At 58.0% G+C, this 25,884-nt stretch carries 22 protein-coding genes; 12 read left to right on the top strand and 10 right to left on the bottom strand.

Annotated elements, in window-relative coordinates; all coding sequences use genetic code 11:
* Positions 1-342: 342 nt before the first annotated feature.
* From AC6I8I_RS00450 to AC6I8I_RS00435, 4 genes are all read left to right on the top strand, one after another.
* Positions 343-2,277: a PTS mannitol transporter subunit IICBA gene (locus AC6I8I_RS00450; RefSeq protein WP_312759204.1), complete on the top strand. Its 1,935-nt coding sequence runs from the start codon at positions 343-345 to the stop codon at positions 2,275-2,277.
* A 95-nt stretch (positions 2,278-2,372) separates the two neighbouring features.
* Positions 2,373-3,521: a mannitol-1-phosphate 5-dehydrogenase gene (gene mtlD, locus AC6I8I_RS00445; protein WP_312054829.1), complete on the top strand. Its 1,149-nt coding sequence runs from the start codon at positions 2,373-2,375 to the stop codon at positions 3,519-3,521.
* A 64-nt stretch (positions 3,522-3,585) separates the two neighbouring features.
* Entirely contained in the window at positions 3,586-4,131 is a 546-nt protein-coding gene (gene mtlR, locus AC6I8I_RS00440; protein ID WP_312054831.1) for a mannitol operon repressor MtlR, read from the top strand.
* A gap of 104 nt (positions 4,132-4,235) precedes the next feature.
* Positions 4,236-4,598, top strand: a complete 363-nt coding sequence (locus AC6I8I_RS00435; RefSeq protein ID WP_031375572.1) for a YibL family ribosome-associated protein — start codon at positions 4,236-4,238, stop codon at positions 4,596-4,598.
* Between the two features lie 8 nt (positions 4,599-4,606).
* On the opposite strand, the gene AC6I8I_RS00430 is transcribed toward AC6I8I_RS00435, so the two are convergent.
* From AC6I8I_RS00430 to AC6I8I_RS00420, 3 genes are all read right to left on the bottom strand, one after another.
* Complete coding sequence (locus AC6I8I_RS00430; protein WP_312054834.1) at positions 4,607-5,569, bottom strand: VirK/YbjX family protein; 963 nt, start codon at positions 5,567-5,569, stop codon at positions 4,607-4,609.
* Between the two features lie 212 nt (positions 5,570-5,781).
* Complete coding sequence (sodA, locus tag AC6I8I_RS00425) at positions 5,782-6,399, bottom strand: superoxide dismutase [Mn] (RefSeq protein ID WP_312054836.1); 618 nt, start codon at positions 6,397-6,399, stop codon at positions 5,782-5,784.
* Between the two features lie 257 nt (positions 6,400-6,656).
* Positions 6,657-7,997, bottom strand: a complete 1,341-nt coding sequence (locus tag AC6I8I_RS00420; protein WP_497828225.1) for an aspartate aminotransferase family protein — start codon at positions 7,995-7,997, stop codon at positions 6,657-6,659.
* 177 nt (positions 7,998-8,174) lie between these two features.
* Here AC6I8I_RS00420 and AC6I8I_RS00415 point away from each other — a divergent pair, with 177 nt between their 5' ends.
* Complete coding sequence (locus tag AC6I8I_RS00415) at positions 8,175-8,951, top strand: DeoR/GlpR family DNA-binding transcription regulator (protein WP_497819504.1); 777 nt, start codon at positions 8,175-8,177, stop codon at positions 8,949-8,951.
* Here AC6I8I_RS00415 and fdhD read toward each other — a convergent pair.
* Positions 8,948-9,772, bottom strand: a complete 825-nt coding sequence (gene fdhD / locus AC6I8I_RS00410; protein WP_409455981.1) for a formate dehydrogenase accessory sulfurtransferase FdhD — start codon at positions 9,770-9,772, stop codon at positions 8,948-8,950. The two genes, AC6I8I_RS00415 and fdhD, sit on opposite strands and share 4 nt — an antisense overlap.
* A 395-nt stretch (positions 9,773-10,167) precedes the next feature.
* On the opposite strand from fdhD, the gene fdnG reads away from it, so the two are divergent.
* Genes fdnG through AC6I8I_RS00385 form a run of 5 tightly spaced genes read left to right on the top strand, consistent with a single transcriptional unit; the run spans position 10,168 to position 16,330 of the window.
* On the top strand, positions 10,168-13,218 hold the full coding sequence (gene fdnG, locus AC6I8I_RS00405) for a formate dehydrogenase-N subunit alpha (protein WP_497828224.1): 3,051 nt from the start codon (positions 10,168-10,170) through the stop codon (positions 13,216-13,218).
* Between the two features lie 12 nt (positions 13,219-13,230).
* Positions 13,231-14,136, top strand: a complete 906-nt coding sequence (gene fdxH / locus AC6I8I_RS00400; protein WP_312054842.1) for a formate dehydrogenase subunit beta — start codon at positions 13,231-13,233, stop codon at positions 14,134-14,136.
* On the top strand, positions 14,133-14,774 hold the full coding sequence (gene fdoI / locus AC6I8I_RS00395; protein WP_312054843.1) for a formate dehydrogenase cytochrome b556 subunit: 642 nt from the start codon (positions 14,133-14,135) through the stop codon (positions 14,772-14,774). Before fdxH ends, fdoI begins: the two co-directional genes overlap by 4 nt.
* Positions 14,774-15,700, top strand: a complete 927-nt coding sequence (gene fdhE / locus AC6I8I_RS00390; protein WP_497828223.1) for a formate dehydrogenase accessory protein FdhE — start codon at positions 14,774-14,776, stop codon at positions 15,698-15,700. The genes fdoI and fdhE overlap by 1 nt, the downstream gene beginning before the upstream one ends.
* An 18-nt stretch (positions 15,701-15,718) precedes the next feature.
* Positions 15,719-16,330, top strand: coding sequence for a glutathione S-transferase (locus AC6I8I_RS00385; RefSeq protein WP_312054847.1), 612 nt, complete (start codon positions 15,719-15,721; stop codon positions 16,328-16,330).
* 76 nt (positions 16,331-16,406) lie between these two features.
* Here the strand turns inward: AC6I8I_RS00385 and glyS are convergent, their stop codons facing one another.
* Complete coding sequence (glyS, locus tag AC6I8I_RS00380; RefSeq protein WP_312054849.1) at positions 16,407-18,476, bottom strand: glycine--tRNA ligase subunit beta; 2,070 nt, start codon at positions 18,474-18,476, stop codon at positions 16,407-16,409.
* Between the two features lie 9 nt (positions 18,477-18,485).
* Positions 18,486-19,397, bottom strand: a complete 912-nt coding sequence (glyQ, locus tag AC6I8I_RS00375; RefSeq protein WP_031375581.1) for a glycine--tRNA ligase subunit alpha — start codon at positions 19,395-19,397, stop codon at positions 18,486-18,488.
* A 220-nt stretch (positions 19,398-19,617) separates the two neighbouring features.
* Here glyQ and AC6I8I_RS00370 point away from each other — a divergent pair, with 220 nt between their 5' ends.
* Positions 19,618-20,613 carry an acyltransferase gene (locus tag AC6I8I_RS00370; RefSeq protein WP_312054851.1) on the top strand — a complete coding sequence of 332 codons (996 nt, stop codon included), beginning with the start codon at positions 19,618-19,620 and terminating at the stop codon, positions 20,611-20,613.
* On the opposite strand, the gene AC6I8I_RS00365 is transcribed toward AC6I8I_RS00370, so the two are convergent.
* On the bottom strand, positions 20,598-21,530 hold the full coding sequence (locus AC6I8I_RS00365) for a GlxA family transcriptional regulator (protein WP_312054853.1): 933 nt from the start codon (positions 21,528-21,530) through the stop codon (positions 20,598-20,600). The genes AC6I8I_RS00370 and AC6I8I_RS00365 overlap by 16 nt on opposite strands.
* A 13-nt stretch (positions 21,531-21,543) precedes the next feature.
* A complete protein-coding gene (gene yieH / locus AC6I8I_RS00360; RefSeq protein WP_069728629.1) occupies positions 21,544-22,203 on the bottom strand; it encodes a 6-phosphogluconate phosphatase in 660 nt (219 codons plus the stop codon).
* A gap of 151 nt (positions 22,204-22,354) precedes the next feature.
* Between yieH and AC6I8I_RS00355 the strand changes: the two genes are divergently transcribed.
* On the top strand, positions 22,355-23,668 hold the full coding sequence (locus AC6I8I_RS00355; RefSeq protein ID WP_089561622.1) for an NCS2 family permease: 1,314 nt from the start codon (positions 22,355-22,357) through the stop codon (positions 23,666-23,668).
* Between the two features lie 49 nt (positions 23,669-23,717).
* Here the strand turns inward: AC6I8I_RS00355 and AC6I8I_RS00350 are convergent, their stop codons facing one another.
* Positions 23,718-24,494 carry a hydroxypyruvate isomerase family protein gene (locus AC6I8I_RS00350; RefSeq protein WP_497828222.1) on the bottom strand — a complete coding sequence of 259 codons (777 nt, stop codon included), beginning with the start codon at positions 24,492-24,494 and terminating at the stop codon, positions 23,718-23,720.
* A 52-nt stretch (positions 24,495-24,546) separates the two neighbouring features.
* Positions 24,547-25,866, bottom strand: a complete 1,320-nt coding sequence (locus AC6I8I_RS00345) for an MFS transporter (RefSeq protein WP_046289492.1) — start codon at positions 25,864-25,866, stop codon at positions 24,547-24,549.
* Positions 25,867-25,884: the final 18 nt, after the last annotated feature.

The following is a 25,884-nucleotide window of genomic DNA, read 5'->3' as shown; positions in this document are numbered from 1 at the left end:
CGCATTTTTGACCAAAAATAGTTTGTGATCTAAGTCACATAGTTATAACAAACTGCCGCTTTCCAATTGTGACAATCGTCACAGATAAGCCAGTTTTGCGGTTAAAGTTTCGCCAACTTAAGACTGTTCTTAGTTTGTTTTGTGATCTTAATCACTAAAAATACCCCCGCTACCACCAGCATTACGTGATCTGAATCACACTTATTTCGGCCGCTACGCAGCGTCATATTCGCGTGATAGAGTCCGGCTGCATACAGTAATACCATCGGCTGACTGCCGGGGTGGCTAAACAAAAACAAGCGCGCTCTCCTATTGCAGCGCGTCTCAATAAGGGGTGGGTTTATGTCCTCATCAGTGAAGGTCAAAGTACAGAGCTTTGGTCGCTTTCTGAGTAATATGGTGATGCCAAATATCGGGGCGTTTATCGCCTGGGGTATCATCACTGCACTGTTTATTCCAACGGGCTGGATTCCTAACGAAACGTTAGCCAAACTGGTTGGCCCGATGATCACCTATCTGCTGCCGCTGCTGATCGGCTTTACCGGTGGACGTCTGGTTGGCGGCGATCGCGGCGGCGTGGTCGGTGCTATCACCACCATGGGGGTGATTGTTGGTGCCGATATGCCGATGTTCCTCGGCTCAATGATTGCCGGTCCACTGGGCGGCTGGGCGATCAAATCGTTTGACCGGGTCGTCGACGGCAAAATCAAAAGCGGCTTCGAGATGCTGGTCAACAACTTCTCTGCCGGCATTATCGGTATGCTGCTGGCGCTGCTGGCGTTCCTGGCTATCGGTCCGCTGGTTGAAGGGTTGTCGCACATCCTCGCGGCGGGCGTAAACCTGATGGTGCAGAATAACCTGCTGCCATTAACCTCCATCTTCGTCGAACCGGCGAAAATCCTGTTCCTGAACAACGCCATTAACCACGGCATCTTCTCGCCACTCGGCATCCAGCAGGCGAGCGAAGCGGGCAAATCAATTTTCTTCCTGATTGAAGCCAACCCAGGTCCCGGCATGGGCGTGCTGATGGCGTACATGTTCTTTGGTCGTGGCAGTGCGAAACAGTCTGCGGGCGGCGCGGCGATTATCCACTTCCTCGGCGGCATCCATGAGATCTACTTCCCGTATGTACTGATGGCGCCGCGTCTGCTGCTGGCGGTGATCCTCGGCGGGATGACGGGCGTCTTTACCCTGACGCTGCTGAATGGCGGTCTGGTCTCCCCTGCTTCACCAGGTTCTATCCTCGCCGTGCTGGCGATGACGCCAAAAGGCGCTTACTTCGCCAATATCGCGGCGATCATCGCGGCATTCGCGGTTTCCTTCGTAGTCTCTGCCATCCTGCTGAAAACCAGCAAAGTGAAAGAAGATGACGATATCGAAGCCGCAACAAAACGCATGCAGGACATGAAAGCGCAGTCTAAAGGCCAGACTACCGCAGGCGCAGCGGTTGCCAGCGATGCAATGAGCGTTGAGCTGCACCACGTGCGTAAAATCATTGTGGCCTGTGATGCCGGCATGGGTTCCAGCGCCATGGGCGCAGGCGTACTGCGTAAGAAGGTGCAGGATGCCGGGTTAAGCAACGTGTCGGTAACCAACACCGCGATTAACGCCCTGCCGGGTGATGTCGACCTGGTGATTACCCACCGTGACCTGACCGAGCGTGCAATTCGTCAGGCGCCTCATGCGCAACATATCTCGCTGAATAACTTCCTCGACAGCGCGCTCTACAGCACCCTGACCGAGCGTCTGGTGGCGGCTAACCGCAGCGAAGTCCACCGTGAAACGGTGAAGACTGCACTGTCAGACAGCTACGACGAAGGCAACGCGCACCTGTTTAAACTGGGTGCGGACAACGTGTTCCTCGGCCTGAGCGCCAGCAACAAAGAGCAGGCGATTCGTTTTGCCGGCGAACAGCTGGTGAAGGGCGGTTACGTTGAGCCGGAGTATATTGACGCGATGCTGGCACGTGAAAAACTGACGCCAACCTACCTCGGTGAGTCGATTGCCGTACCGCACGGAACGGTTGAGGCGAAAGACCGGGTGCTGAAAACCGGCGTGGTATTCTGCCAGTATCCGGCAGGCGTGCAGTTCGGTGATGATGCGGAAGATGTGGCGCGGCTGGTTATCGGTATTGCTGCCCGCAATAACGAGCACATTCAGGTGATCACCAGCCTGACCAACGCGCTGGACGACGACAGCGTGATTGAAAAGCTGGCCAACACTACCAGCGTGCAGGACGTGCTGGATCTGCTGTCAGGCAAACCGGCTACCGCATAATTTAAACGGATTATCTTCCCTGGGGCGGTCAGGCCCGTCCCGATTCCTGGGGCGGGCGTGCCCGCCCCTTCGTCATTTGATATGGGTCAAAAATTATGAAAGCGTTACATTTCGGAGCAGGAAATATTGGTCGCGGCTTCATCGGTAAATTACTGGCGGATGCAGGTATCGAACTGGTTTTTGCTGATGTGAATCAGGTGGTGCTGGATGCACTCAACGCGCGTCATGAGTATCCCGTTCATGTGGTTGGCGAACAGGCTAAAGTGGAAACGGTAAAAGGCGTCAGCGCAGTGAACAGCACCAGCGATGAGATTATCACGCTGGTGTCAGAGGTTGATCTCGTTACCACGGCGGTTGGCCCGCAGATTCTGGAGCGCATCGCCGCCAGCGTCGCCAAAGGTCTGGCTAAGCGCAGCGACAACGGTAATCTCCGTCCGTTAAACATTATCGCCTGTGAAAATATGGTGCGCGGTACCAGCCAGCTGAAACAACATGTGCTGAAGGCACTGCCGCAGCAATATCACGCCTGGCTGGAGCAGCATGTCGGTTTTGTGGATTCCGCGGTCGATCGCATCGTGCCGCCTTCCGAAGCCGGCAGCACCGATCCGCTGGAAGTAACGGTAGAAACCTTCAGTGAATGGATTGTCGATAAAACCCAGTTCAAAGGCGATCTGCCCGCCATTCCGGGCATGGAGCTGACCGATAACCTGATGGCCTTCGTCGAGCGTAAACTTTTCACCCTGAATACCGGTCATGCCATCACCGCTTATCTTGGTCAGCTGGCGGGTCACCAGACTATCCGCGATGCGATCCTTGATGAAAAAGTGCGGGCGATTGTTAAAGGCGCGATGGAAGAGAGCGGCGCCGTGCTGATTAAGCGTTACGATTTTGACGCCGAAAAGCACGCGGCTTATATCCAGAAAATCCTCGGCCGGTTTGAAAATCCTTATCTGAAAGATGATGTTGAGCGGGTCGGCCGCCAGCCGTTACGTAAGCTGAGCGCGGGCGATCGCCTGATCAAGCCGACGCTGGGTACGCTGGAGTATGGCCTGCCGCACGCCTGTCTGGTACAGGGCATTGCGGCCGCGATGCACTATCACAGCGATCAGGACCCGCAGGCTCAGGAGCTGGCTGCGCTGCTGGCAGAGAAAGGCCCACAGGCCACGCTGGCTGAAATTTCCGGGCTGGACGCCAACAGCGAAGTGGTGGCTTCTGTGGTGAGCGCCTGGCACGCTATGGCATAATGCGCGCGTGTTAGTGACGCAAGCCGGGCGCAGTTTGCCTGCGCCCAACGGCGGTATTGAACCTATGCAGGCAATAATGGAACAGAAGCAAGCTTTTGAGAACCGGGTGCTTGAGCGCCTGAACGCCGGTCGCTCGGTGAGAAGCTTTCTGATCGCCGCCGTTGAGCTATTGGCTGAAGCGGTCAATTTGCTGGTGCTGCAGGTGTTCCGCAAAGACGATTACGCCGTCAAATACGCGGTAGAACCGCTGCTGCTGGGCAATGGTCCGCTGGGCGAACTGTCGGTGCGCCTCAAGCTGATTTACGGACTCGGCGTCATCAGCCGGCACGAATATGAAGATTGTGAACTGCTGCTGGCGCTGCGCGAGGAACTGAATCACGACACCGGTGATTACCGCTTTACCGACGATGAGATCCTCGGGCCGTTTGGCGAGTTACACTGCGTGACCGCCTGGCCGCCAGCGCCGGTGTTTCACACCGAGGATGCAGAGCTGCGTAGCATGCAACAGCAGCGCTATCTGCAAATGGTGCGTTCCACCATGGTGCTGTCGCTCACCGAGCTGATCTCCCGCATCAGCCTGAAGCAGGCTTTCAAAAAGTCCGCCAATTAAATCTATCAGGTGCCCGACCGGCACCTGATATCGCTGTAACCTCACCGGGAATATGCGCCCGATTTGGTGTATCCTTTGCCTGTTTTCCTCAACGAGTTGTTGTCATGAAAGAGCAAGAAAAGAACGAAATCAAACGTCTCAGCGATCAGCTGGACGCCCTTAACCGCAAAGAGCCACAGTTACTTGAATCGGGTGATGTCGAGAAACTGGGCGCATTGCTGAAAGAAAAAGAGACGCTGGTCACGGAGATTGAGCGCCTGCGTAATCAGCGCGTCGAGAAGCTGAGTGCCGAAGCGCAGAAGCTGCAAAAGATGGGCTTCAGCCGCGAAATCACTAAGAAAGAGCAGGCGAACCTGGGCGCGCTGAAAAAAAGCGTGCGCGGCCTGGTGGTGGTGCATCCAATGACCGCGCTGGGACGTGAAATGGGTCTGCAGGCGATGACCGGCTTCGCTAAAACCGCGTTCTGAGTGGGCGATCAGGCGGCAGCCTGATCGATCCTGTGCTCGCCGGCGGCAGCATCAACCTGCTCCGCCAGCGCATCCAGCAGTTGGTAACGGCGGCGATACTCTGCACGCTTTTTGCTGGCAATCTCTTCCAGGGTTTTACGTGGCAGACTTAACGGCAGCGTAAACATCCCATCCCGGCGCGCCTCTCCGTTCAGCGACAGCCAGAATTCGCTATAGCTGGCAAAGAACTTATCTCCTTTACTGTGACGATAGCGCAAGCTACGGAAAACATGGGTTTCATCGCCGACTGCCAGAATATTTTCTACTCCACACTGCCGTGCCACAATAAACACCACCTCCATTAACAGGCGTTTCGGAAATAGACCGTGTGCCGCTTTAGTCGCCTCACGTATAATCTCATTGCTGATATGTTTACGCGGCCCTTGTAATCCCCCAATTAATAAAGTGCGTTTTTTATGCTCGTTAATAATCGAGAACGAGAGCGAGGCAATAATTTCGCCGTTATAACGCAGCACCAGCGTCACTTCGCCCTCACGATCGAAATAACCCGAACTGCAGGAAAGTAAAAACGTCTCGTCATTTTTACCGTTCAGCGACGCCAGTAAATTATCACCGCTGCTTTGCAACAGCTGGCGTAACGCCGGATTCGGCAGATTATTCATCAGGGTATAGTGATCCAGAATCGCCTGTGCACGCGCCGCAATGCTGATGCCAGCCCGCAGATAAGGCCGGTGCAGCTTGGCGGGTAGCAGCCCCTGGGTGCTCATCAGCAGCCCGATTTGCGGTAAATGCGACAGCTGATGTAAATAACGCAGCGTTGTCAGCGGCGATATTAAGCTCCTTAACACAAATTTCAGCCGAAAACGCTTACTCAGCCAGAGCTTATTGGGGATATATTTACCACTGATTAACTGAAAAAATAGCGAAGCAGATGAATCAGTGCGGGTCGGGTGAGTAGTTATAATTGACATAGTTAGCGACACACAGTTAGCAGGAATGTCACTGAGGATAAAACAACCATTATCAACGGCAGGTTAATGTGCCATAAGCTTAAAAAGCATCCCGCTTTAAACCGGCAATTTGTTTATTTTTGGTTTAATTAAGCCTGGCGGGAATTAAGGCGAAAAAAAACCGGCGGAACGCGTCCACCGGTTTATTATCATCACGTTAACGCAAAGATGGCTTACTGAGCAGCAGCAAAGCGCGCTGCAGCTTCGTCCCAGTTAACCACGTTCCAGAACGCTTTGATGTAGTCAGGACGCTTGTTCTGATACTTCAGGTAGTAAGCGTGTTCCCACACATCCAGACCGAGGATTGGGTAGCCAGAAACGCCGGCGATCGCTTCGCCCATCAGCGGGTTATCCTGGTTAGCAGTAGAAACGACCGCCAGTTTGTCGCCTTTTTTAACCAGCCACGCCCAGCCAGAACCGAAACGGGTTGCTGCGGCTTTCTCAAACTCTTCCTGGAATTTTTCCACGCTGCCGAAATCTTTTTCGATGGCGGCTTTCAGGTCGCCCTGCAGGGTGGTGCCGGTTTTCAGGCCTTTCCAGAACAGGCTGTGGTTAGCGTGACCGCCAGCGTTGTTGCGCAGTGGGCCTTTTTTGTCTGCTGGCAGCTGATCCAGTTTGGTAATCAGCTCGTCGACCGGCAGATTGGCAAATTCAGTGCCTTCCAGCGCCGCGTTCGCGTTGTTGACATAGGTCTGGTGATGTTTAGTGTGATGGATTTCCATCGTCTGCTTGTCGAAATGCGGTTCCAGTGCGTCGTATGCGTAAGGCAGGGATGGCAGTGAATAACTCATGTTCTTCCTCTCCATTTAGTATTTGAGCAGCACGACGAATTCGGGACGTGCCGCGTAAGCAGTCGAATCATTATAGTTAAATTCATGTAGCGTAAAAGGGTAATCAATGCCCTATTAACCATAAGGATTTGAGCAATCCGGCAAAAGCAACCCGTTGTTTTTACAGACTGCCGCCCAGCATGACGCTTTTCAGGCGGCTTTGCACTTGCTTCTGCGCGAGGTGGCGGCAGCCTCAGCGTCTCTCTGGCTGGCGGGGATCAGCGACCCAGCTCGCGCAGCGCGCTGTCGAGCGCGCCAACCAGCCAGTCGATGTCGCCCTGCTGAAACGCCAACGGCGGACGCAGTTTCAGCACATTCCCATACGGGCCGGCGACCGATGTCAGCACCCGATGCTCACGCAGTTTCTCAATCAGGTCCAGCGCCAGCGCTTTGTCAGGCGTTTTGCTGTCACGATCGGTGACCAGCTCAAAGCCAATAAACAGCCCAGCTCCGCGCACATCGCCGACACAGTCGTAGCGATCCATCAGGCTGCGCAGTTCGGCCAGCAGCTTCGCCCCGACCACGCGGCTATGCTCCTGCAAACCCTCTTCAGTGATCACGTTCAGCACCGCCTGCGCTGCCGCCATCGCTACCGGGTTACCGCCAAAGGTATTGAAGTAAGGAATTGAGTCGCTGAAGGCTGCCAGCACCTCACTTTTGGCCAGCAGGCCCGAAACCGGAATGCCATTGCCCATCGGTTTTCCGGTGGTGATGATATCCGGCACCACATCGTGACGACCAAAACCCCAGAAGGCATCGCCGGTACGGCCAAAGCCCGGCTGCACTTCATCGGCGATGAAAATGCCGCCGTTAGCATGCACCACCTCCACGGCGCGCTTCAGGAAACCACGCGGATCGGGCAGTACGCCGTCGGATGAGAAAATCGAATCCGCCAGAAAACCGGCAAATTTAATGCCGTGCGCAGCCATATCATCAATCTGCTGCTGAATCTGATCGGCGAACCATTCGCCCAGATCGGGCGCATCAACCCGATATGCATCGGGCGGCATCACCAGCCGGGTGGTCGGGGCCAGCGGCTGCCCGCTACCGAGCGCCGGTGAAGCGCCGGAGGTCAGCTCACTGGTGCCGTGATACGCCTCTTTACTGACGATAATGCCGCTGCCGCCGCTAAAGGCGCGCGCCACGCGAATCGCCAGATCGTTTGCCTCGGAGCCGGTACACATGTACATAGCGCGATCGATTGCCGCGGGCGTGGTGGCCAGCAACGCTTCGCTGTAATCGAGGATATTTTCATGCAGATAACGGGTGTGGGTGTTCAGCATTTTCATCTGCTGCGTCACCGCCTCAATCACCGCCGGATGGCAATGACCGATACTCGCCACGTTGTTATAGACGTCAAGATACTTGTCGCCGGCTGCGTCCCACAGATATTGCCCTTCACCGCGCACCAGATGCACCGGCTTACGATAGAACAGGCGATAGGATTCGCCGAGCACTTTGCTGCGTTTTTCGGTCATTTTACGGGTGTCGCTATCCAGCGCATCCGCATGTTCGGCCCGAAAACTGTTGGTATCCATAATAGTGGAACGCGTGGCCATGGTAACTCCCGTTGCGAGGTGAAGTGGTTGAGACTGATAACCCATCATGCCTGCCTGCGCTAAAAATGCAACCAAATACACAAATACAACCAAATACACATGACGGCATCCGGGCGCTAAGGTAAGCTTAGTCACTGATTCAGCCGTCTTTCGCACTGCGCTTATAAGGAACCGACCATGCTGCAGGAAACGCGTCTTCAGCGCATTCGTGCTCTGCTGACCACCTTAAATCAGGTCAGCACCGATCGCATCATCAGGGAGCTGGGGGTGTCACGTGAAACCGCACGCCGCGACATTATTGAGCTGGAAGCGCTGGGGCAGGCACGCCGCGTCCACGGAGGCCTGGTAGCGATTGAGTCGCCGCCGGAGCCGCCGCTGACGGTACGCCGTGCCGCGCAGGCCAGAGAAAAACGCGCCATTGCCCGGGCAGCCGCCCAGTTATTGCAGCCGGGACAGACGCTGTTTATTGATGCAGGCAGCACCACCACCCTGTTAGCCGGGGAGCTGCGCGCGCTCTCCGGCCTGACCATCCTCACCAACAGTCTGCAGGCTGCGCTGGCACTCAGCGCCGGCGAGGAGCATGACGTGCTGGGTAACGAGATTATTTTACTGGGCGGAACACTGTCAGCCGGCGCGCAGCAGACGCGCGGCGAAATTACCGTCGGAGAGATCGTGCGTTATCGCGCTGATGTTGCGCTGTTGTCGCCGGTCGGCATTGACGCCAGTCGCGGTGCCACCAGTTTTCATCCGCACGAAGCGGCGATTGCCCGGGCGATGGTGCAGCAGTCCGCCACCACCGTTTTACTGGCTGATCACAGCAAACTGGGCGTGGTCAGCCGCACGGTGTACGCGCCACCGCAGGCGATTAGCACGCTGATTACCGATGGCGGCGGTGAGGTTTCCTCGGCGCTGGCCGCCTTACAGCAGGCGCTGCCGCAGGTGATGGTGGTTTAAATCAGGCGCTGCGGATGGCTGTAAACGGTCGCGCGTCCCGGCTTGCTGAAGCCGACCAGCGTCAGATTGCATCGCTCAGCGACCTCAACCGCCAGCCGCGTCGCCGCCGAAACCGCAAACAGGATTTCGACGCCGCACATCGCCGATTTCTGCACCATTTCATAGCTGGCGCGGCTGGATACCAGTACCGCGCCATCGCCCCAGTCTGACTGGCTGCGGTAGCCCAGCAGCTTATCCAGCGCCACATGACGGCCGACATCTTCACAGCCGCCCGCCAGCTGGCCATCCGGCTGGATCCACGCAGCGGCGTGGGTACAACCGGTTTTCTGCCCGACCGGCTGGTAATCTTTCAGCTGGCCCAGCGCCCGATCCAGCTGTGCCAGAGCAAAGGTCTGGGTAAACGGTAAGGGCGACAGCGGTTTGCCAATCTGATCCAACTGTTCCACGCCACAGACGCCGCAGCCGGTGCGACCGGCCATCGCCCGACGCTGCGCTTTCAGCGCCATAAAACGGCGGCTGGAGAGTTCAATCTGCACCTCAATGCCGTTACATCCCGGCACCACATCCATCCCGAAAATGTCTTCCGGCGCGTCGATAATCCCCTCCGACAGCGAGAAACCCAGCGCAAACGCCTCCAGATCTTTTGGCGTCGTCATCATCACCACGTGGGAAATACCGTTGTAGACCAGTGCCACCGGGACTTCTTCCGCCAGCCAGTCAGGCTGCGCCACCGCAAGGTCAGCGCGTTGCCACACCTGGGCCTCGCTGAGGCCGGGCTGAATTGTTAAATCTTCGTCGGAGGTGTGCGGAATAACGTTCAAAGGGTACGACCTGTTGTTAACAAAATATGAAAGAGAACTGACCGCGCTGCTGCACAAAAACAGCACCACTGCGGCTAATTTTGCCCTCTGGCAGAGAGCAGCGCAAATAAACCACGGGGCAATTGATGCGGTTCCGATTGCACAGATTGCGCCCGCTGGCGGTCGAATGAGAATGATTATTTCTCGCGCGTTAACCGCGGTCAGCCTCCGGCTGCGATCGTCGTTGTCTGCTACCCATAACGGGGGAGTAACAGGACTTTTTTGTCAGAGAAATTTTAACACTATGTAAAAAATGGATTACTAATGACTAACCTGTTGACCCGGGTCAATTTACATACAGGGAGGGCTGCTATTTTGCATTGATTCGCAATGGAGTTAATTAAGAAGAATAATCAATGCAAGTAAGCAGACGAAGTTTTTTCAAAATTTGTGCCGGCGGTCTGGCTGGCACCAGCGCAGCATTATTAGGCTTTGCCCCGGTAAATGCCCTGGCAGGCGTCAGAGAATATAAGCTGATTCGCGCCAGAGAAACGCGCAATAACTGCACCTACTGTTCGGTTGGCTGCGGCATGCTGATCTACAGCCTGGGTGACGGTGCGAAAAATGCCAGCGCCTCGATTTACCATATCGAAGGCGATCCCGATCATCCGGTCAGTCGCGGCTCACTCTGTCCAAAAGGGGCCGGCGTGCTCGACTTTATCCACAGTGAGCAGCGGCTGAAATACCCGGAATACCGCGCGCCAGGCAGCGATAAATGGCAGCGCATCAGCTGGCAGGAGGCGTTTGAGCGCATCGCCCGGCTGATGAAGCAGGATCGCGACGCCCATTTCCAGACCAGCAACGCCGACGGACTGACGGTTAACCGCTGGCCAACCACCGCGATGCTCTGTTCATCCGCCGCCAGCAACGAGACCGGCCTGCTCGACCAAAAATTTGCGCGCGCGCTCGGCATCGTGGCGCTGGAGAATCAGGCGCGGCTCTGTCACGGCCCCACCGTGGCCGCACTGGCACCGAGCTTTGGGCGCGGCGCGATGACCAATCACTGGAACGACATCAAAAACGCCAATGTGGTGATGATCATGGGCGGCAATCCGGCCGAGGCGCATCCGGTCGGGTTTAAATGGGTGATTGAAGCCAAAATTCACAACCAGGCCCAGGTGATTGTGGTCGACCCACGCTTTAACCGCTCTGCCGCGGTCGCCGATCTCTACGCCCCGCTACGCGCCGGCAGCGACGTGGTGTTCCTGATGGGGGTGATCAACTATCTGCTGCAGCATGACCACATTCAGCACCAGTATGTGCGCGCCTTCACCAACGCCGCGCTGATTGTTGATGAGGGCTACAGCTTCAGCGACGGTCTGTTCAGCGGCTACGATACCGCATCACGCCATTACGATCGTCAGAGCTGGCGCTATGCGCTCGACGAAAACGGCCATGCGCAACGCGATGAGAGCTTTAGCCATCCGCGCTGCGTGCTCAACCTGCTCAGGGCTCACGCCAGCCGCTATACGCCGGAAATGGTGGCGCGCCTGTGCGGTACGCCGCAGGAGAGCTTCCTCAGCATATGCCAGCAGCTGGCCGCCACCAGCGTGCCCAATCGCACTGCCACTATCCTGTATGCGCTCGGCTGGACCCATCACACCAACGGTTCGCAGATTATCCGCACCGCCGCCATGATCCAGCTGCTGCTCGGCAATATTGGTATGCCCGGTGGCGGCATCAATGCGCTGCGCGGCCACTCCAATGTGCAGGGCTTTACCGATCTTGGCCTGCTGGCACAAAGCCTGCCGGGCTATCTGCCGCTGCCGTCAGAGAAAATGCCCACCCTGGCGAGCTATCTGCAGCAGGCGACGCCTGCGGCCCCGCTGCCGGGCCAGGTTAATTACTGGCAGAACAGTGACAAATTTTTCGTCAGCCTGATGAAAAGTTTTTATGGCGATAACGCCACCGCGGAGAATCAATGGGGTTACCACTGGCTGCCGAAGTGGGACAAAAGCTACGACTGCATGGCGCAGGCGGAGATGATGGAGCAGGGCGAGCTGAACGGTTGCCTGATTCAGGGCTTTAACCTGCTGGCGGCCTTCCCGGATAAAAATAAAGCCTGTCGCGCCCTGTCGCGCCTGAAATATATGGTGGTGATCGACCCGCTCAGCACTGAAACCGCCAGCTTCTGGCAGCATCATGATGAGTTCAATGACGTCGATCCAGCTGATATTCAGACCGAGGTGTTCCGCCTGCCCTCCTCCTGTTTCGCTGAGGAAGCGGGTTCAGTCGCGAACTCCTCGCGCTGGCTGCAGTGGCACTGGGCCGCCGCCGAGCCGCCGGCTGAAGCGCTGCACGACGGCAAAATTCTCGGCAATCTGTTTTTGCGCCTGCGCGATCTTTATCGTCAGGAGGGCGGCACCGCCCCCGAGCCGCTGATGGCCATGCGCTGGGATTACCACGACCCCGCCAACCCGTCGCCGGAAGAGGTGGCGCAGGAGAGCAATGGCCGGGCGCTGGCTGACATTTATGATAACAGCGGCACGCTGCTGCTGAAGAAAGGCCAGCAGCTTAACGGCTTCTCGGAACTGCGTAATGACGGTACCACCGCCAGTGCCTGCTGGATCTACGCGGGCAGCTGGACCCCACAGGGCAACCAGATGGCGCGGCGCGATAACGCCGATCCTTCCGGCCTGGGGGCCATCTCCGGCTGGGCCTGGTCCTGGCCCGCTAACCGGCGCATTCTCTACAACCGCGCCTCTGCCGATGCCGACGGCAAAGCCTGGGATCCGCATCGCCGCCTGATTGAATGGGATGGCGCACGCTGGCACGGCATTGATGTACCAGATTATCCGCTGACCCTGTCGCCACAGCAGCAGGCCGGACCGTTTATCATGCAGCCCGATGGTCTCGGCCATCTGTTTGCGCTCGACAAACTGGCTGATGGCCCGTTCCCGGAACACTACGAACCGATGGAAAGCCCGCTGGCGGACAATCCACTGCATCCGCAGCAGCGGCACAGTCCGGTGGTGCGATTGTTCCGCAACGATGCGGCCCGACTGGGCGAAGCGGCTGACTTCCCGTGCGTGGCGACCACCTACTCGATTACCGAACTGTTCCGCCACTGGACCAAACACGCCCTGCTGAACGCCATTGCGCAGCCGGAGCAGTTTGTCGAGATCGGCACCGAACTGGCCGCAGAGAAAGGAATACGCGCTGGCGACAGCGTCAGGGTGACCTCACGTCGTGGCTATATCAAAGCCAAAGCGGTGGTAACGCGCCGCCTGCCACGTCTGATGATCGACGGCAAGCCGGTCGATACCGTGGGCATTCCCTGTCACTGGGGCTTCGAAGGCACCACGCGCAAAGGCTTTCTCGCCAATACGCTGACCCCTTCAGTTGGCGATGCCAACTCACAGACCCCGGAATACAAGGGATTTTTAGTGAACGTGGAAAAAGCGTAACGGTGGATGACGATGGCTTACCAATCACAAGATATTATTCGTCGCTCAGCGACCAATGGATTCACCCCGCCGCCGCAGGCGCGCGATCATCAGCGCCAGGTCGCTAAATTAATCGACGTCACCGTCTGCATTGGCTGTAAAGGCTGCCAGGTGGCCTGCTCAGAGTGGAACGACATCCGCGCTGAGGTTGGGCATAACGTGGGGATTTATGACAACCCCACCGATTTAAGTGCTAAAGCCTGGACGGTGATGCGTTTCTCCGAAGTGGAGGAGGACGGCAAGCTGGCGTGGCTGATTCGCAAAGATGGCTGTATGCACTGCGCCGATCCCGGCTGCCTGAAAGCCTGTCCGTCGGCGGGTGCCATTATTCAGTACGCCAACGGCATCGTCGATTTCCAGTCAGAGCAGTGTATCGGCTGCGGCTACTGTATCGCCGGCTGCCCGTTCAACGTGCCCCGGCTGAATAAAGAGGATAACCGCGTCTACAAATGCACCCTGTGTGTCGATCGCGTCAGCGTCGGCCAGGAGCCGGCGTGCGTTAAAACCTGCCCGACCGGTGCCATTCATTTTGGCAGCAAAAGCGACATGCTGACGCTGGCCGCTGAACGCGTGGCTGAACTTAAAACACGCGGTTACGCCCAGGCCGGGGTGTATAACCCGGCTGGCGTTGGCGGCACCCACGTGATGTATGTCCTGCATGACGCCAGTCAGCCACAGCGCTACCACGGTTTACCGGCCGATCCGCACATCAGCCCGACCGTCACCTTCTGGAAAGGCATCTGGAAACCGGTGGCCGCCGTCGGCTTTGCCGCCACCTTCGCCGCCTCGCTGTTCCACTATGTCGGCGTTGGCCCGAACCGGGTCGCCGAACACCACAACGATGACGACGACGATCAGTCGCAGGAGCGCAAATCATGAAAACTTCCGATCGCCTGGTGCGTTATCGCCCGGCAGAACGCATTAATCACTGGATTGTCGCCGTATGCTTTGTGCTGGCGTCGCTGAGCGGGTTAGGCTTTTTCTTCCCCTCTTTCAACTGGCTGATGCTGATATTCGGCACGCCACAGCTGGCGCGCATTCTGCATCCGTTTGTGGGTGTGGTGATGTTTGCCGCCTTTATGCTGATGTTTTTACGCTACTGGCGGCATAATCTGGTCAATCGCGACGACCTCTACTGGGCCAGAAATATTCACCGTATCGCGCTGAATGAAGAGGTCGGTGATACCGGAAAATATAACTTTGGTCAGAAGTGTGTGTTCTGGGCTGCTATCATCTGCTTAGTCGTGCTGCTGGGCAGTGGCATTGTGATCTGGCGTCCTTACTTCGCCGGTGCATTCACTATTCCGCTGATTAGACTGGCACTGGTGGTGCATTCGGTTTCCGCCACGGCGCTGATTTTGATGATCATGGTGCATGTTTATGCCGCGCTGTGGATCAAAGGCACCCTGACGGCGATGGTAGAGGGCTGGGTCAGTTCCGACTGGGCCAGACAGCATCATCCGCGCTGGTACCGTGAGCAGCGTAATCAGCCTCTTAAACAGGAAAAACGCCCCTGATGAGTATTCGCATTATCCCGCAAGATCAGCTGGAGAAGAGCGAAAAAACGACGGCGGAGATGATTCCGCCGTTACTTTTTCCACGGCTGAAAAACCTGTACAGCCGTCGGGCTGCGCGACTGCGCGACCTGGCGGCTAAAAATCCACTGGGCGACTATCTGCGTTTTGCCGCGGTGATCGCCGAAGCGCAGGAAATCGTGCTGTATGATCATCCGCTGCATATGGATCTGCAGGCGCGGCTGGTTCAGAGCGCCAGTGAGGGCAAGCCGCCGCTGAATATCCATACGCTGCCGCGCAATACCCACTGGCACCGATTGCTGCACTCGCTGATCGCCGAACTGAAGCCCGAAATGAGCGGCCAGGCGCTGGCGGTGCTGGAAAACCTGGAGAAAGCCTCTGCGACTGAGCTGGAAACGCTGGCCAGCGCGCTGTTTGCCGGCGAATATGCGCAGGTCAGCAGCGACAAGGCGCCGTTTATCTGGGCGGCGCTGGCGCTTTACTGGGCGCAGATGGCCGCGATGATCCCGGGCAAAGCGCGCGCCGAAATGGGCGACCAGCGTCAGTTTTGTCCGGTCTGCGCCAGTATGCCGGTCGCCAGTGTGGTGCATATGGGTAGCCATGATGGCGCACGTTATCTGCATTGCAACCTGTGCGAGAGCGAGTGGTACGTGGTGCGCAGTAAATGCACCCAGTGCGAACAGACCCGCGATCTGCATTACTGGTCGCTCGACAGTGAGCACGCGGCGGTGAAAGCGGAGAGCTGCGGCGACTGCGGCACCTATCTGAAGATGCTGTATCAGGAAAAAGACCCGGCTATCGAACCGGTCGCCGACGATCTGGCGTCGCTGGTGCTGGATGCCCGGATGGAGCAGGAAGGCTTTGCCCGCAGCAGCCTTAACCCGTTTATGTTTCCTGGCGAATCGTAGCTAACCTGGAGAAACCCGATGAAACTGATTGGCAGCTATACCAGCCCGTTTGTGCGTAAGATTTCGGTCATCATGCTGGAAAAAGGCATTATCTTTGAGTTCGTTAACGCATCGCCCTACAGCGATGACAGTCACGTTCCGCACTACAATCCGCTGGGAAAAGTCCCGGCGCTGGTGGCTGACGATCAGCAAATCTGGTTCGATTCCAGCATCATTGCTGAGTTTCTGGAGCTGCGCGGCGATGCGCCCGCCCTGCTGCCTGCCGATCCCCATCAGTCACTGCAGATTCGCCAGCTGGAGAAGCTGGCGGATGGCGTCAGCGACGCTGCGCTGGTGATCGTGCGTGAGCAGATGCGGCCAGGCGCTCAGCAGTCGGAAGAGGTGTTGCTGCGTAACCGGGAAAAAATCCAGCGCAGTCTTGATATGCTGGAAAGCATCGCCACCGAGGGGAAATGGCTCAATAACGGCCAGCTCAACCTGGCCGATATCGCCACTGGCTGCATGATCGGCTACCTCAATTTCCGGCGGGTGGTACCAAACTGGTGCGTGGAGCGGCCGGCACTGGTGAAACTGGCGGAAACGCTGTTTCAGCGTGAGAGTTTTGCCCGGACAACGCCGCCTGCGGCGTAACAGGCCGGCGCGGTGCGCCGCCACGGCCATAAAAAAAGGGACGATAGCTCGTCCCTTTTCCGCACAACAAATAGCATTATTGCAGCAGCGAGATATCCGCCACCTGCAGGAACAGCTCACGCAGTTTCGCCAGCAGCGTCAGGCGGTTAACCCGCACCGCCGGATCGTCAGCGTTAACCATTACTTTATCGAAGAAGTTATCCACGGCTTCACGCAGCTGCGCCAGTTCGATCAGCGCATCCTGGTAGCGTCCTTCCGCAAAGTACGGCTGCAGCTTGCTGCTCAGCGCGGTAACAAACGTCGCCAGCTGGATCTCTTCATTCTCTTTCAGCAGTGACGCCTGCACGCTGTCATTCAGCGTTTCGGTCGATTTTGCCAGAATGTTAGAGACGCGCTTGTTGGCGGCGGCCAGCGCAGCGGCTTCATTCAGCGTACGGAAGTGCGATACCGCTTTCATGCGGGCATCGAAGTCAGCCGGACGGGTCGGACGACGCGCCAGCACCGCCTGCAGCGTATCAATGCTGTGACCTTCTTCCTGATACCAGGCGCGGAAGCGACCCAGCATAAAGTCGATCACATCATCCACTACGCTGGCGTTGCTCAGCTTGCTGCCATACAGACGCACCGCTTCTTCGGTCAGGGTTTGCAGATCAAGCGGCAGATTTTTCTCGACGATGATGCGCAATACACCGAGTGCGGCACGACGCAGGGCAAACGGATCTTTGTCGCCTTTTGGATGCTGACCAATGCCAAAAATGCCGGCCAGCGTATCCATTTTGTCGGCGATCGCCAGCGCACAGGCAACCGGGCTGGAAGGCAAATCGTCACCGGCAAAGCGCGGCTGATACTGCTCATTCAGCGCAACGGCCACATCTTCGGCTTCGCCATCGTGACGGGCATAGTGCATCCCCATCACGCCCTGGGTGTCGGTGAACTCGAACACCATGTTGGTCATCAGGTCACACTTCGACAGCAGGCCCGCGCGGGTCGCATGATTAACATCAGCGCCAATCTGACCGGCAATCCAGCCGGCCAGCGCCTGGATGCGATCGGTTTTGTCACGCAGCGTGCCCAGCTCTTTCTGGAACAGCACCGTTTCCAGGCGCGGCAGATGATCTTCCAGACGCTTTTTACGGTCGGTATTGAAGAAGAATTCCGCATCGGCCAGACGCGGACGCACCACTTTCTCGTTACCCGAGATAATCTGGCGCGGATCGCTGGATTCGATATTGGTGACGAAAATGAAGTTCGGCAGCAGGTTGCCGTTATCGTCATATACCGGGAAATATTTCTGATCGCCTTTCATGGTGTAGACCAGCGCTTCAGCCGGCACCTTAAGGAATTTCTCTTCAAAGGTGGCGGTCAGTACCACCGGCCACTCCACCAGCGAGGTCACTTCTTCCAGCAGGCTGTCGCTGAGATCGGCATTACCGCCCAGACGACGGGCGGCGGCTTCAGCATCGGCCTTGATCATCGCTTTACGGGTCTGGTAGTCGGCGATCACCTTGCCGCGTTTTTCCAGCACGTCCGGGTACTGATCGGCGTTGTCGAGAGTAATGTCATGCTCGCCCATGAAGCGGTGGCCACGAATGGTGCGCGCAGAGTCCACGCCCAGAATGGTAGCGGGAATCAGCTCATCGCCCAGCAGCAGCGTCACGGTGTGAACCGGACGAACGAACTGTACGTCGCTGTCGCCCCAGCGCATCAGTTTTGGCACCGGCAGTTTGCTCAGCGCGGTGGCGATCATCGCCGGCAGCAAAGCCTGGGCCGCTTCGCCCTTAACCTGAGCGCGATAGACCAGCCACTCGCCTTTGTCGGTGCTCAGACGTTCAGCCTGATCAACGGTGATGCCGTTACCCCGTGCCCAGCCCTCTGCGGCTTTGGTGGCGTTACCGTCGGCGTCAAACGCTGCGCTGACCGCCGGGCCGCGCTTTTCCACTTCCCGATCGGGTTGTGAGGCGCTCAGGTTCGCCACTTTCAGCGCCAGACGGCGCGGTGCGGCAAACCAGCTGACGTCGCCGTGGTTCAGATTGGCGGCATCAAGTTCCGCAGTGACCTGCGCGGCAAAGGCTTCCGCCAGGCTGCGCAGGGCTTTTGGTGGCAGCTCTTCGGTGCCGATCTCCACCAGGAAGGTTTTCTCAGTCATGGCTGCCTCTTACTTTTTGTTATTGCACATCGGGAAGCCCAGTGCCTCGCGAGAGGCGTAGTAAGCTTCAGCCACGGCTTTCGTCAGGGTGCGGATACGCAGAATATAGCGCTGACGCTCGGTGACCGAGATCGCCTTACGCGCATCCAGCAGGTTGAAGCTGTGTGCGGCTTTCAGAATGCGTTCATAGGCGGGCAACGGCAGCGGTTTTTCCAGCGCCAGCAGGTGCTGCGCCTCTTTCTCGTACTGCTCGAAGCAGGTAAAGAGGAAATCCACGTCGGCGTATTCGAAGTTATAAGTGGATTGCTCCACTTCGTTCTGATGGAACACGTCGCCGTAGGTGGTTTTACCCAGCGGACCGTCGCTCCACACCAGATCGTAGACGCTGTCGACGCCCTGGATATACATCGCCAGACGTTCGAGACCGTAAGTGATTTCACCGGTCACCGGTTTACACTCCAGGCCGCCCACCTGCTGGAAGTAAGTGAACTGCGTCACTTCCATGCCGTTGAGCCACACTTCCCAGCCCAGTCCCCAGGCACCCAGCGTTGGGTTTTCCCAGTTATCTTCCACGAAGCGAATATCATGCACCGTCGGGTCCATACCCAGCTCTTTCAGCGACCCGAGATACAGCTCCTGAATGTTGTCCGGTGACGGTTTGATGATCACCTGAAACTGGTAATAGTGCTGTAAGCGGTTCGGGTTTTCACCGTAGCGACCATCGGTCGGACGGCGTGACGGCTGCACGTAAGCTGCGGCGATCGGCTCCGGGCCGAGTGCGCGCAGGCAGGTCATTGGGTGCGAAGTGCCAGCGCCTACTTCCATGTCCAGCGGTTGAACAATGGTGCAGCCCTGACGTGCCCAGTAATCCTGCAAGGTCAGGATCAGGCCCTGAAAGGTCTTGGTATCAAACTTTTGCATGTTGAATTTGCACGCGATTGGCTAGATGAAAAAAGAGTGCGACAGTATACCCTTTGACCGCGCGATGTGCAGCCGGAAATCCTGTACGGTTGCGGCGCGGTTTGGTTGTCGCGTCCTTTTGCCACCATACAGAGGGCTCCGAATCCTGCCGGCAAAGGTTGTTGCCACCGCCGCGCCTGGCTACCCTTCTCCGCACGGACGTTATGCGCAAGAGGACGCCATGCCGCAGAAGATTTACTGGATCGATAATTTACGCGCGGTTGCCTGCCTGATGGTGATCGTGATCCACACCACGACCTGGTATATCACCGGGCCGATGGCGGTCACCGGCACGTCGTGGGACGTCGCCAATCTGCTGAACTCCGCCTCGCGGGTTTGCGTACCGCTGTTTTTCATGATCTCCGGCTACCTGTTTTTTGGCGAACGCAGCGCCCAGCCGCGTCATATGATCCGGCTGGTGCTGTGTCTGCTGTTCTACAGCGCGGTGTCACTGGCGTATATCACCTGGCTGACGCCGATCAGTGAAGGCCGATCGATCCTGAAAATGCTGCAAAAACCGGTGTTTTATCACCTGTGGTTTTTCTTCGCGCTGATCGGTATCTATCTGATGTCGCCGCTGATTCAGGTGAAATCGGTCCAGGCGCGCTATGTGGCGCTGCTGGTGCTGGTGCTGGCGGTGCTGGCCAATCCGAACACCGTCAGTCAGTCGCTGGGGCCGTTTCACTTCCTGCCGGTCAATCTCTATGTCAGCGGCGACAGCATTTATTACCTGCTGTATGCGCTGTTAGGGCGGGCTATCGGCACCATGGAGACGGAAAAACGCGGGCTGACGCCCGTTGCCAGCGGGGTGTTTATCGCCTGTGTGATTGGCATTGCGCTCGGAACAAAACAGGCGTTACGGGACAACGGCGCGTTTAACGACACCTGGTATCTCTACTGCGGACCGCTGGTGTTTATCGCGGCGATCAGCTTACTGCTGGTGTTTAAAAATGCCCTTAACCAGCGCGCGCTGCCGGGTTTATCGCTGATTGCGCGCTATTCCCTGCCGATCTACGGTTTTCACGCGCTGTTTATCCACTATCTGCGAACCCATCACTACGATGATATGTCGCGTCCGTGGTTCGATCTGCCGTGGGTATTCGGGGTGACGCTGGGCGGCAGCCTGCTGCTGGCGATAGTGCTTAAACGCGTTGATAAACGTCACTTCGTCAGCTGATCGGCGTCACGCTGACAGGCACGACGCAGCTGGCGTGCCGAAGAGAACCCGGCCGCCAGCGCCGCTTTCTCGGCTGATTTACCCTGCTGCTGATGCTGGCGCGCAATGCTGACCCGCAGCTGTTCATGGTATTCGCGCACGCTGATGCCCAGATGCTGGCGGAACAGCCGCGCCAGATGGCGACTGCTGACGTGCGCCCGCGCCGCCAGCTCGGTCAGCGACCAGCTGTGTTCAGGATGGGCAATCATCGCATCCTGCGCCCGATGAACCGCCGGATGCAGATGGTTACGGTAACGCAGCCAGGGTGAAAGCTGCGGATCGTCACCGGCGCGGCGGAACCACACCACCATTTCACGCGCTACCGCCAGCGCGGTCGGCGTATCACACAGCTGATTAATCAGATGCAGTGCCAGATCGATGCCCGCCGTAATGCCGGCGCTGGTCCAGATATTGTCATGCCCGACAAACACCCGATTTTCCTGTACCCGAGCCTGCGGCGCAGCCGCTTTCAGCCGATCGATGACTTCGTGATGGGTGGTGCAGCGAACGCCATCCAGCAACCCCGCCTGCGCGGCCAGCAGCGCACCGGAACAGACGCAGACCAGCATCAGGGCCTGTGAACGCAGCGCTGCCTGCTGCTGCTTCAGCCACTGGCGCGCCTGTTGCGCTTCGGGCATGGCATAACAGATCTGCGAGTCATAAACACCAGGCACCACCAGCAGGCTGTCGGCCGGCAACGCTGCCGGTAACGGCTCAATCCCGCCGATGGTCATCCCGGTGGAGCAGATCACCTGCGGTTGCGGTCCGATGTAGCGCAGCACAAAGCGATCGCCCACCAGCTTAAGCGCCTCCGCCGGGCCCGTCAGATCGAGCGCCATCACCCCGGGCAGGGTTAAAAACCAGACGGTCTGTTTCATCGGCTGGCCTGGGTTACACCAGATCCCAGCCGCGGGCGCGCCACAGCGCGGGCAGGTCCGCCATGTTGTCGAACCGCGTGACCAGCGGATGATCCAGTTCCGGATTATGCGCATCGGCGCAGTAGTAGAACACCGGAATACCGGCGGCAATGCCGGCCCGCGCGCCCGCTTCAGAATCATCCACCAGAATGCAGCGCTCAATCGCAACCTGCATCTGCTCGGCAGCGTGGTACATCAGCTCCGGATCGGGCTTCCAGTGCAGAATGTCATAACCGCTGTAGAGGTGATCCGCAAACAGCGGCAGCATGCCGGTTAAGCCCAGCGAGTGCTGCATCTTCTTCACCGTTCCGTTCGATACTACGCACATCGGCACTTTTATCTGCTCAACCAGCGCTTTGGCACCGTCGATCGGCTGCAGGTGCTGATCAAATAACTGCGCCACCTCGGCACGATAGGCGGTTTCCACCTCTTCCATCGGCAACGATTGCTGATGCGCCTCACCGACGTCGCGAATGATGTCGTACAGTTTGACGCCTTTATACTGCTCAAACATCTGCTGCAACGACAGGTCGATGCCATAGCGGGCGAAAGTATTGACGTAGGCCTGGGTGCAGAGCAGTTCGCTGTCCACCAGCGTGCCATCACAATCGAAAAAGACGCATTCTACTGACATCAGACTCTATCCTTTGATTTTGTGGAAGTCCCTCACTCTACCGTACTGAGCGCAGATTGCGAGAGTGGCAATCGGTTGCGAAAAATCATTGTATTGGCCTGGTAAAATCGCCAGGATACGCGCCGATGATTTTTTCTTCTGGATGGATGGCATGAGCAAGCAAGGCCTTTTGCAGCGCATCTTCAAGCTGCAGGAACATGGCACCACGGTGCGCACCGAAGTGATCGCGGGTATGACCACCTTTCTCACCATGGTCTACATCGTCTTTGTGAACCCGCAGATCCTCGGCGTGGCCGGTATGGATACCCAGGCGGTGTTTGTCACCACCTGCCTGATTGCCGCCTTCGGCAGTATTCTGATGGGACTGTTTGCCAATCTGCCGGTCGCACTGGCCCCGGCAATGGGGCTGAATGCCTTTTTCGCCTTTGTGGTGGTCGGCGCAATGGGCTATTCGTGGCAGGTCGGTATGGGGGCGATCTTCTGGGGCGCTGTCGGTCTGCTGATCCTGACGCTGCTGCGGGTGCGTTACTGGATGATTGCCAATATCCCGCTTAGCCTGCGCGTCGGCATTACCGCCGGAATTGGCCTGTTTATCGCCATGATGGGGCTGAAAAATGCCGGCATCATCGTGCCAAATCCCGATACGCTGGTGGCGGTGGGCAACCTGACCTCGCACAGCGTACTGCTGGGCGCGCTCGGCTTCTTTATCATCGCTATTCTGGCGTCACGTAATATCCATGCCGCCGTATTGATTTCGATGGTGGTGACCACGGCGATTGGCTGGATGCTGGGCGACGTGAAGTTCGTTGGCCTGTTTTCCGCCCCGCCCGCCATCAGTTCAGTGGTCGGCCAGGTCGATATCAAAGGCGCCTTCAACATCGGCATGGCGGGTGTGATCTTCTCCTTTATGCTGGTCAATCTGTTCGACTCGTCGGGCACGCTGATCGGCGTCACCGATAAAGCCGGGCTGACCGATGAAACCGGCACCTTCCCACGCATGCAGCAGGCGCTGTACGTTGACAGCATCAGCTCGGTCAGTGGCGCGCTGGCAGGCACCTCCTCGGTCACCGCCTACATTGAAAGTAGCTCGGGCGTAGCGATTGGTGGCCGCACCGGATTAATGGCGGTGGTGACCGGCGTGCTGTTTTTGCTGGTGATGTTCCTGTCACCGCTGGCGGCAATGGTGCCAGGCTACGCCGCCGCCGGTGCGCTGATTTATGTCGGCGTACTGATGACCGCCAGCCTGTCGCGCGTGCGCTGGGATGATTTGACCGAATCGGTGCCGGCCTTTGTCACCGCCGCGATGATGCCGTTCAGCTTCTCAATCACTGAAGGCATTGCGCTGGGCTTTATCGCTTACTGCGTGATGAAGCTCGGCACCGGCCGCTGGCGGGAAATCAGCCCTTGCGTGGTGATTGTCGCGCTGATGTTCGTGCTGAAGATTGTGTTTATCGACGCACACTAAACGCTGCGATAACCGCATCAGGCCGCTCCCGTCAGGGTAGCGGCCTTTTTTATTTCAACACCCCGAGCTGACGAAGATGGGCAAAGCTGGCGTCCGTTGCGCCCTGCGGATGAAACTCAAGGCTGACCCAGCCGGGATAGTTGAGGTTATCCAGCAGGGTAAACAGCCGCTCGAAATCGACCTCACCGCTGCCGGGCTGGTGACGGCCAGGCACATCCGCAATCTGGATATGCGCAATACGGTCAATAAAGGCGGGCAGCACCTGATAGGGATCTTCACCGGCACGCAGTGAATGCCAGAGATCGTACTGCACCGCCAGGTTGTCGCTGCCAATCTGGTCAAACAGCCGCACCGCCTGCTCCACGCCGGAAATCACCGCGCCGGGCACGTCGCCGTGATTGATCGGCTCCAGCACCAGCTGAATGTCGTGCGCCTTGAGCGCGCTGGCGGCCAGGGCAAAGTTTTCGCGCAGGGTTGGCAGCGGATCTCCCTGACCGGCGGCCGGTCCCGACGGGCAGTTAATACGCGGCGGTTTCAGCTGCTGACCATAACTCACCGCCTGATCGATAGCCTGGCGAAACTCGTCACGCCGCGCCGGTTGCGCCGCAAATCCGCGGTCGCCCGCATCCCAGTCACCCAGCGGCATGTTAAACAGCACCAGCTGCTGCTGGTTGCGATCCAGCGCCTGCTGGATATCGGCGCTCTCCAGCCCATAGGGGAAGAAAAATTCAACCGCCTCAAATCCGGCCTCAGCGGCGCGGTCGAAGCGTTCATAAAACGGATATTCGGTATAGAGCATGGTCAGATTAGCGGCGAAACGAAGCATATTCTCTCCTGTTAAGATGTCGCCCGGCAGCCTCGCCGCCAGGCGAGTGCGGTTAGCTGACTTGAGTGCTGCCGGCCGGCAGCGGCGCGGTCGGCGGCGCAAAACGGATAAACAGCGTGCCAATTACGTAAAGCGCGGCGCACAGGGTAAAGAAGGTCAGTACGCCGCCGTATCCGCCGGTGAGTTGCAGGATCAGACCGGCGAGAATCGGCACCAGAATGCCGCCCACGCTGCCGGCCATATTCATAAAACCGCCGACCAGGCCGGCGCGTGCCGGATGGGCGATCAACGCCGGAATACTCCAGTAAATGCTGCCGCCGCCGGTCAGGAAGAAAGAGGCGACCGACAGCATCGCCACGGCGGTAATCGGATTCGCCACGTCCGGCAACGCAAAGAAGATCAGCAGCGTAACGCCGCCCGACAGCGCAATCAGGCTTTTCACCACCGTGCCGTGCTGATAGCCGCGCTTCACCAGCGCATCGACGGCGAATCCGGCCCCCAGTGATCCGGCAGCACCCAGCATAAAAATCACAAAGGTGGCATTACCGATGGAGCGCAAATCGAAGCCGCGTGCCTGCGCCAGATAGCTGGGTCCCCATGTCATCAGGCCAAAGTAGATCATCGCCCAGGTGGCCCGGCCAAACATCAGGCCGCACAGCGATCGCCAGTCAACGCCCGGACCGGCGGGCGGCGGCGCATCCGGCGCCACACCGTCGTCACGGCCCTGCCGTATCAGCGCCATTTCGGCGGCGTTAACCCGAGGGTCCTCTTCCGGGCGATCGCGCAGCTTGTACCACGCCAGTAGCGCCAGCGACATGCTGAACAGACCGGCGAGGATAAACGCCAGCCGCCACGAGTCGAGCATGTCGATCAGGTAGGCGATGATCAGTCCGCCAAACGCCACACCCAGCGGGCTGCCGCAATCCATGATGGCCGCGCCGCGTCCACGTTCCGATTTGGGCATCCAGCTGGCATTCATTTTGCCGCCAGAGGGCGAAATCGGCGTTTCCGCCACGCCCAGCGCGATGCGGGCAAAGATTAGCGACAGTCCACCGGTTGCCAGCGCCAGTCCAATCTGGCTGAGGCCCCACAGTATGCTGGAGAAGGTCAGCACCTTACGCGGGCCAAAGCGATCCAGCGCCCAGCCGCCTGGCACCTGTAACAGCGCATAGGACCAGAAAAAACTGCTGAGAATCAGCCCCTGCATGGCAGGCGACAGATGGAACTCATCCTTGATGAACGGAATACCGATTGAGAGCGTGATACGGTCCATCAGGTTGACCGCCAGCAGGAAAAACAGCACGGCGAAAATGCGCCAGCGAACCCGGGTAGGCTGGGACGCGGCATCGGAATCAGGGTGTAACGCTTGCATAACTTTCTCCCGCTTGTC

This window comes from Pantoea sp. X-Soil-YNGN-775 (genome assembly GCF_059730575.1).
The sequence above is the reverse complement of the archived record's forward strand: the minus strand, read 5'-3'. Positions and strand labels throughout refer to the sequence as shown.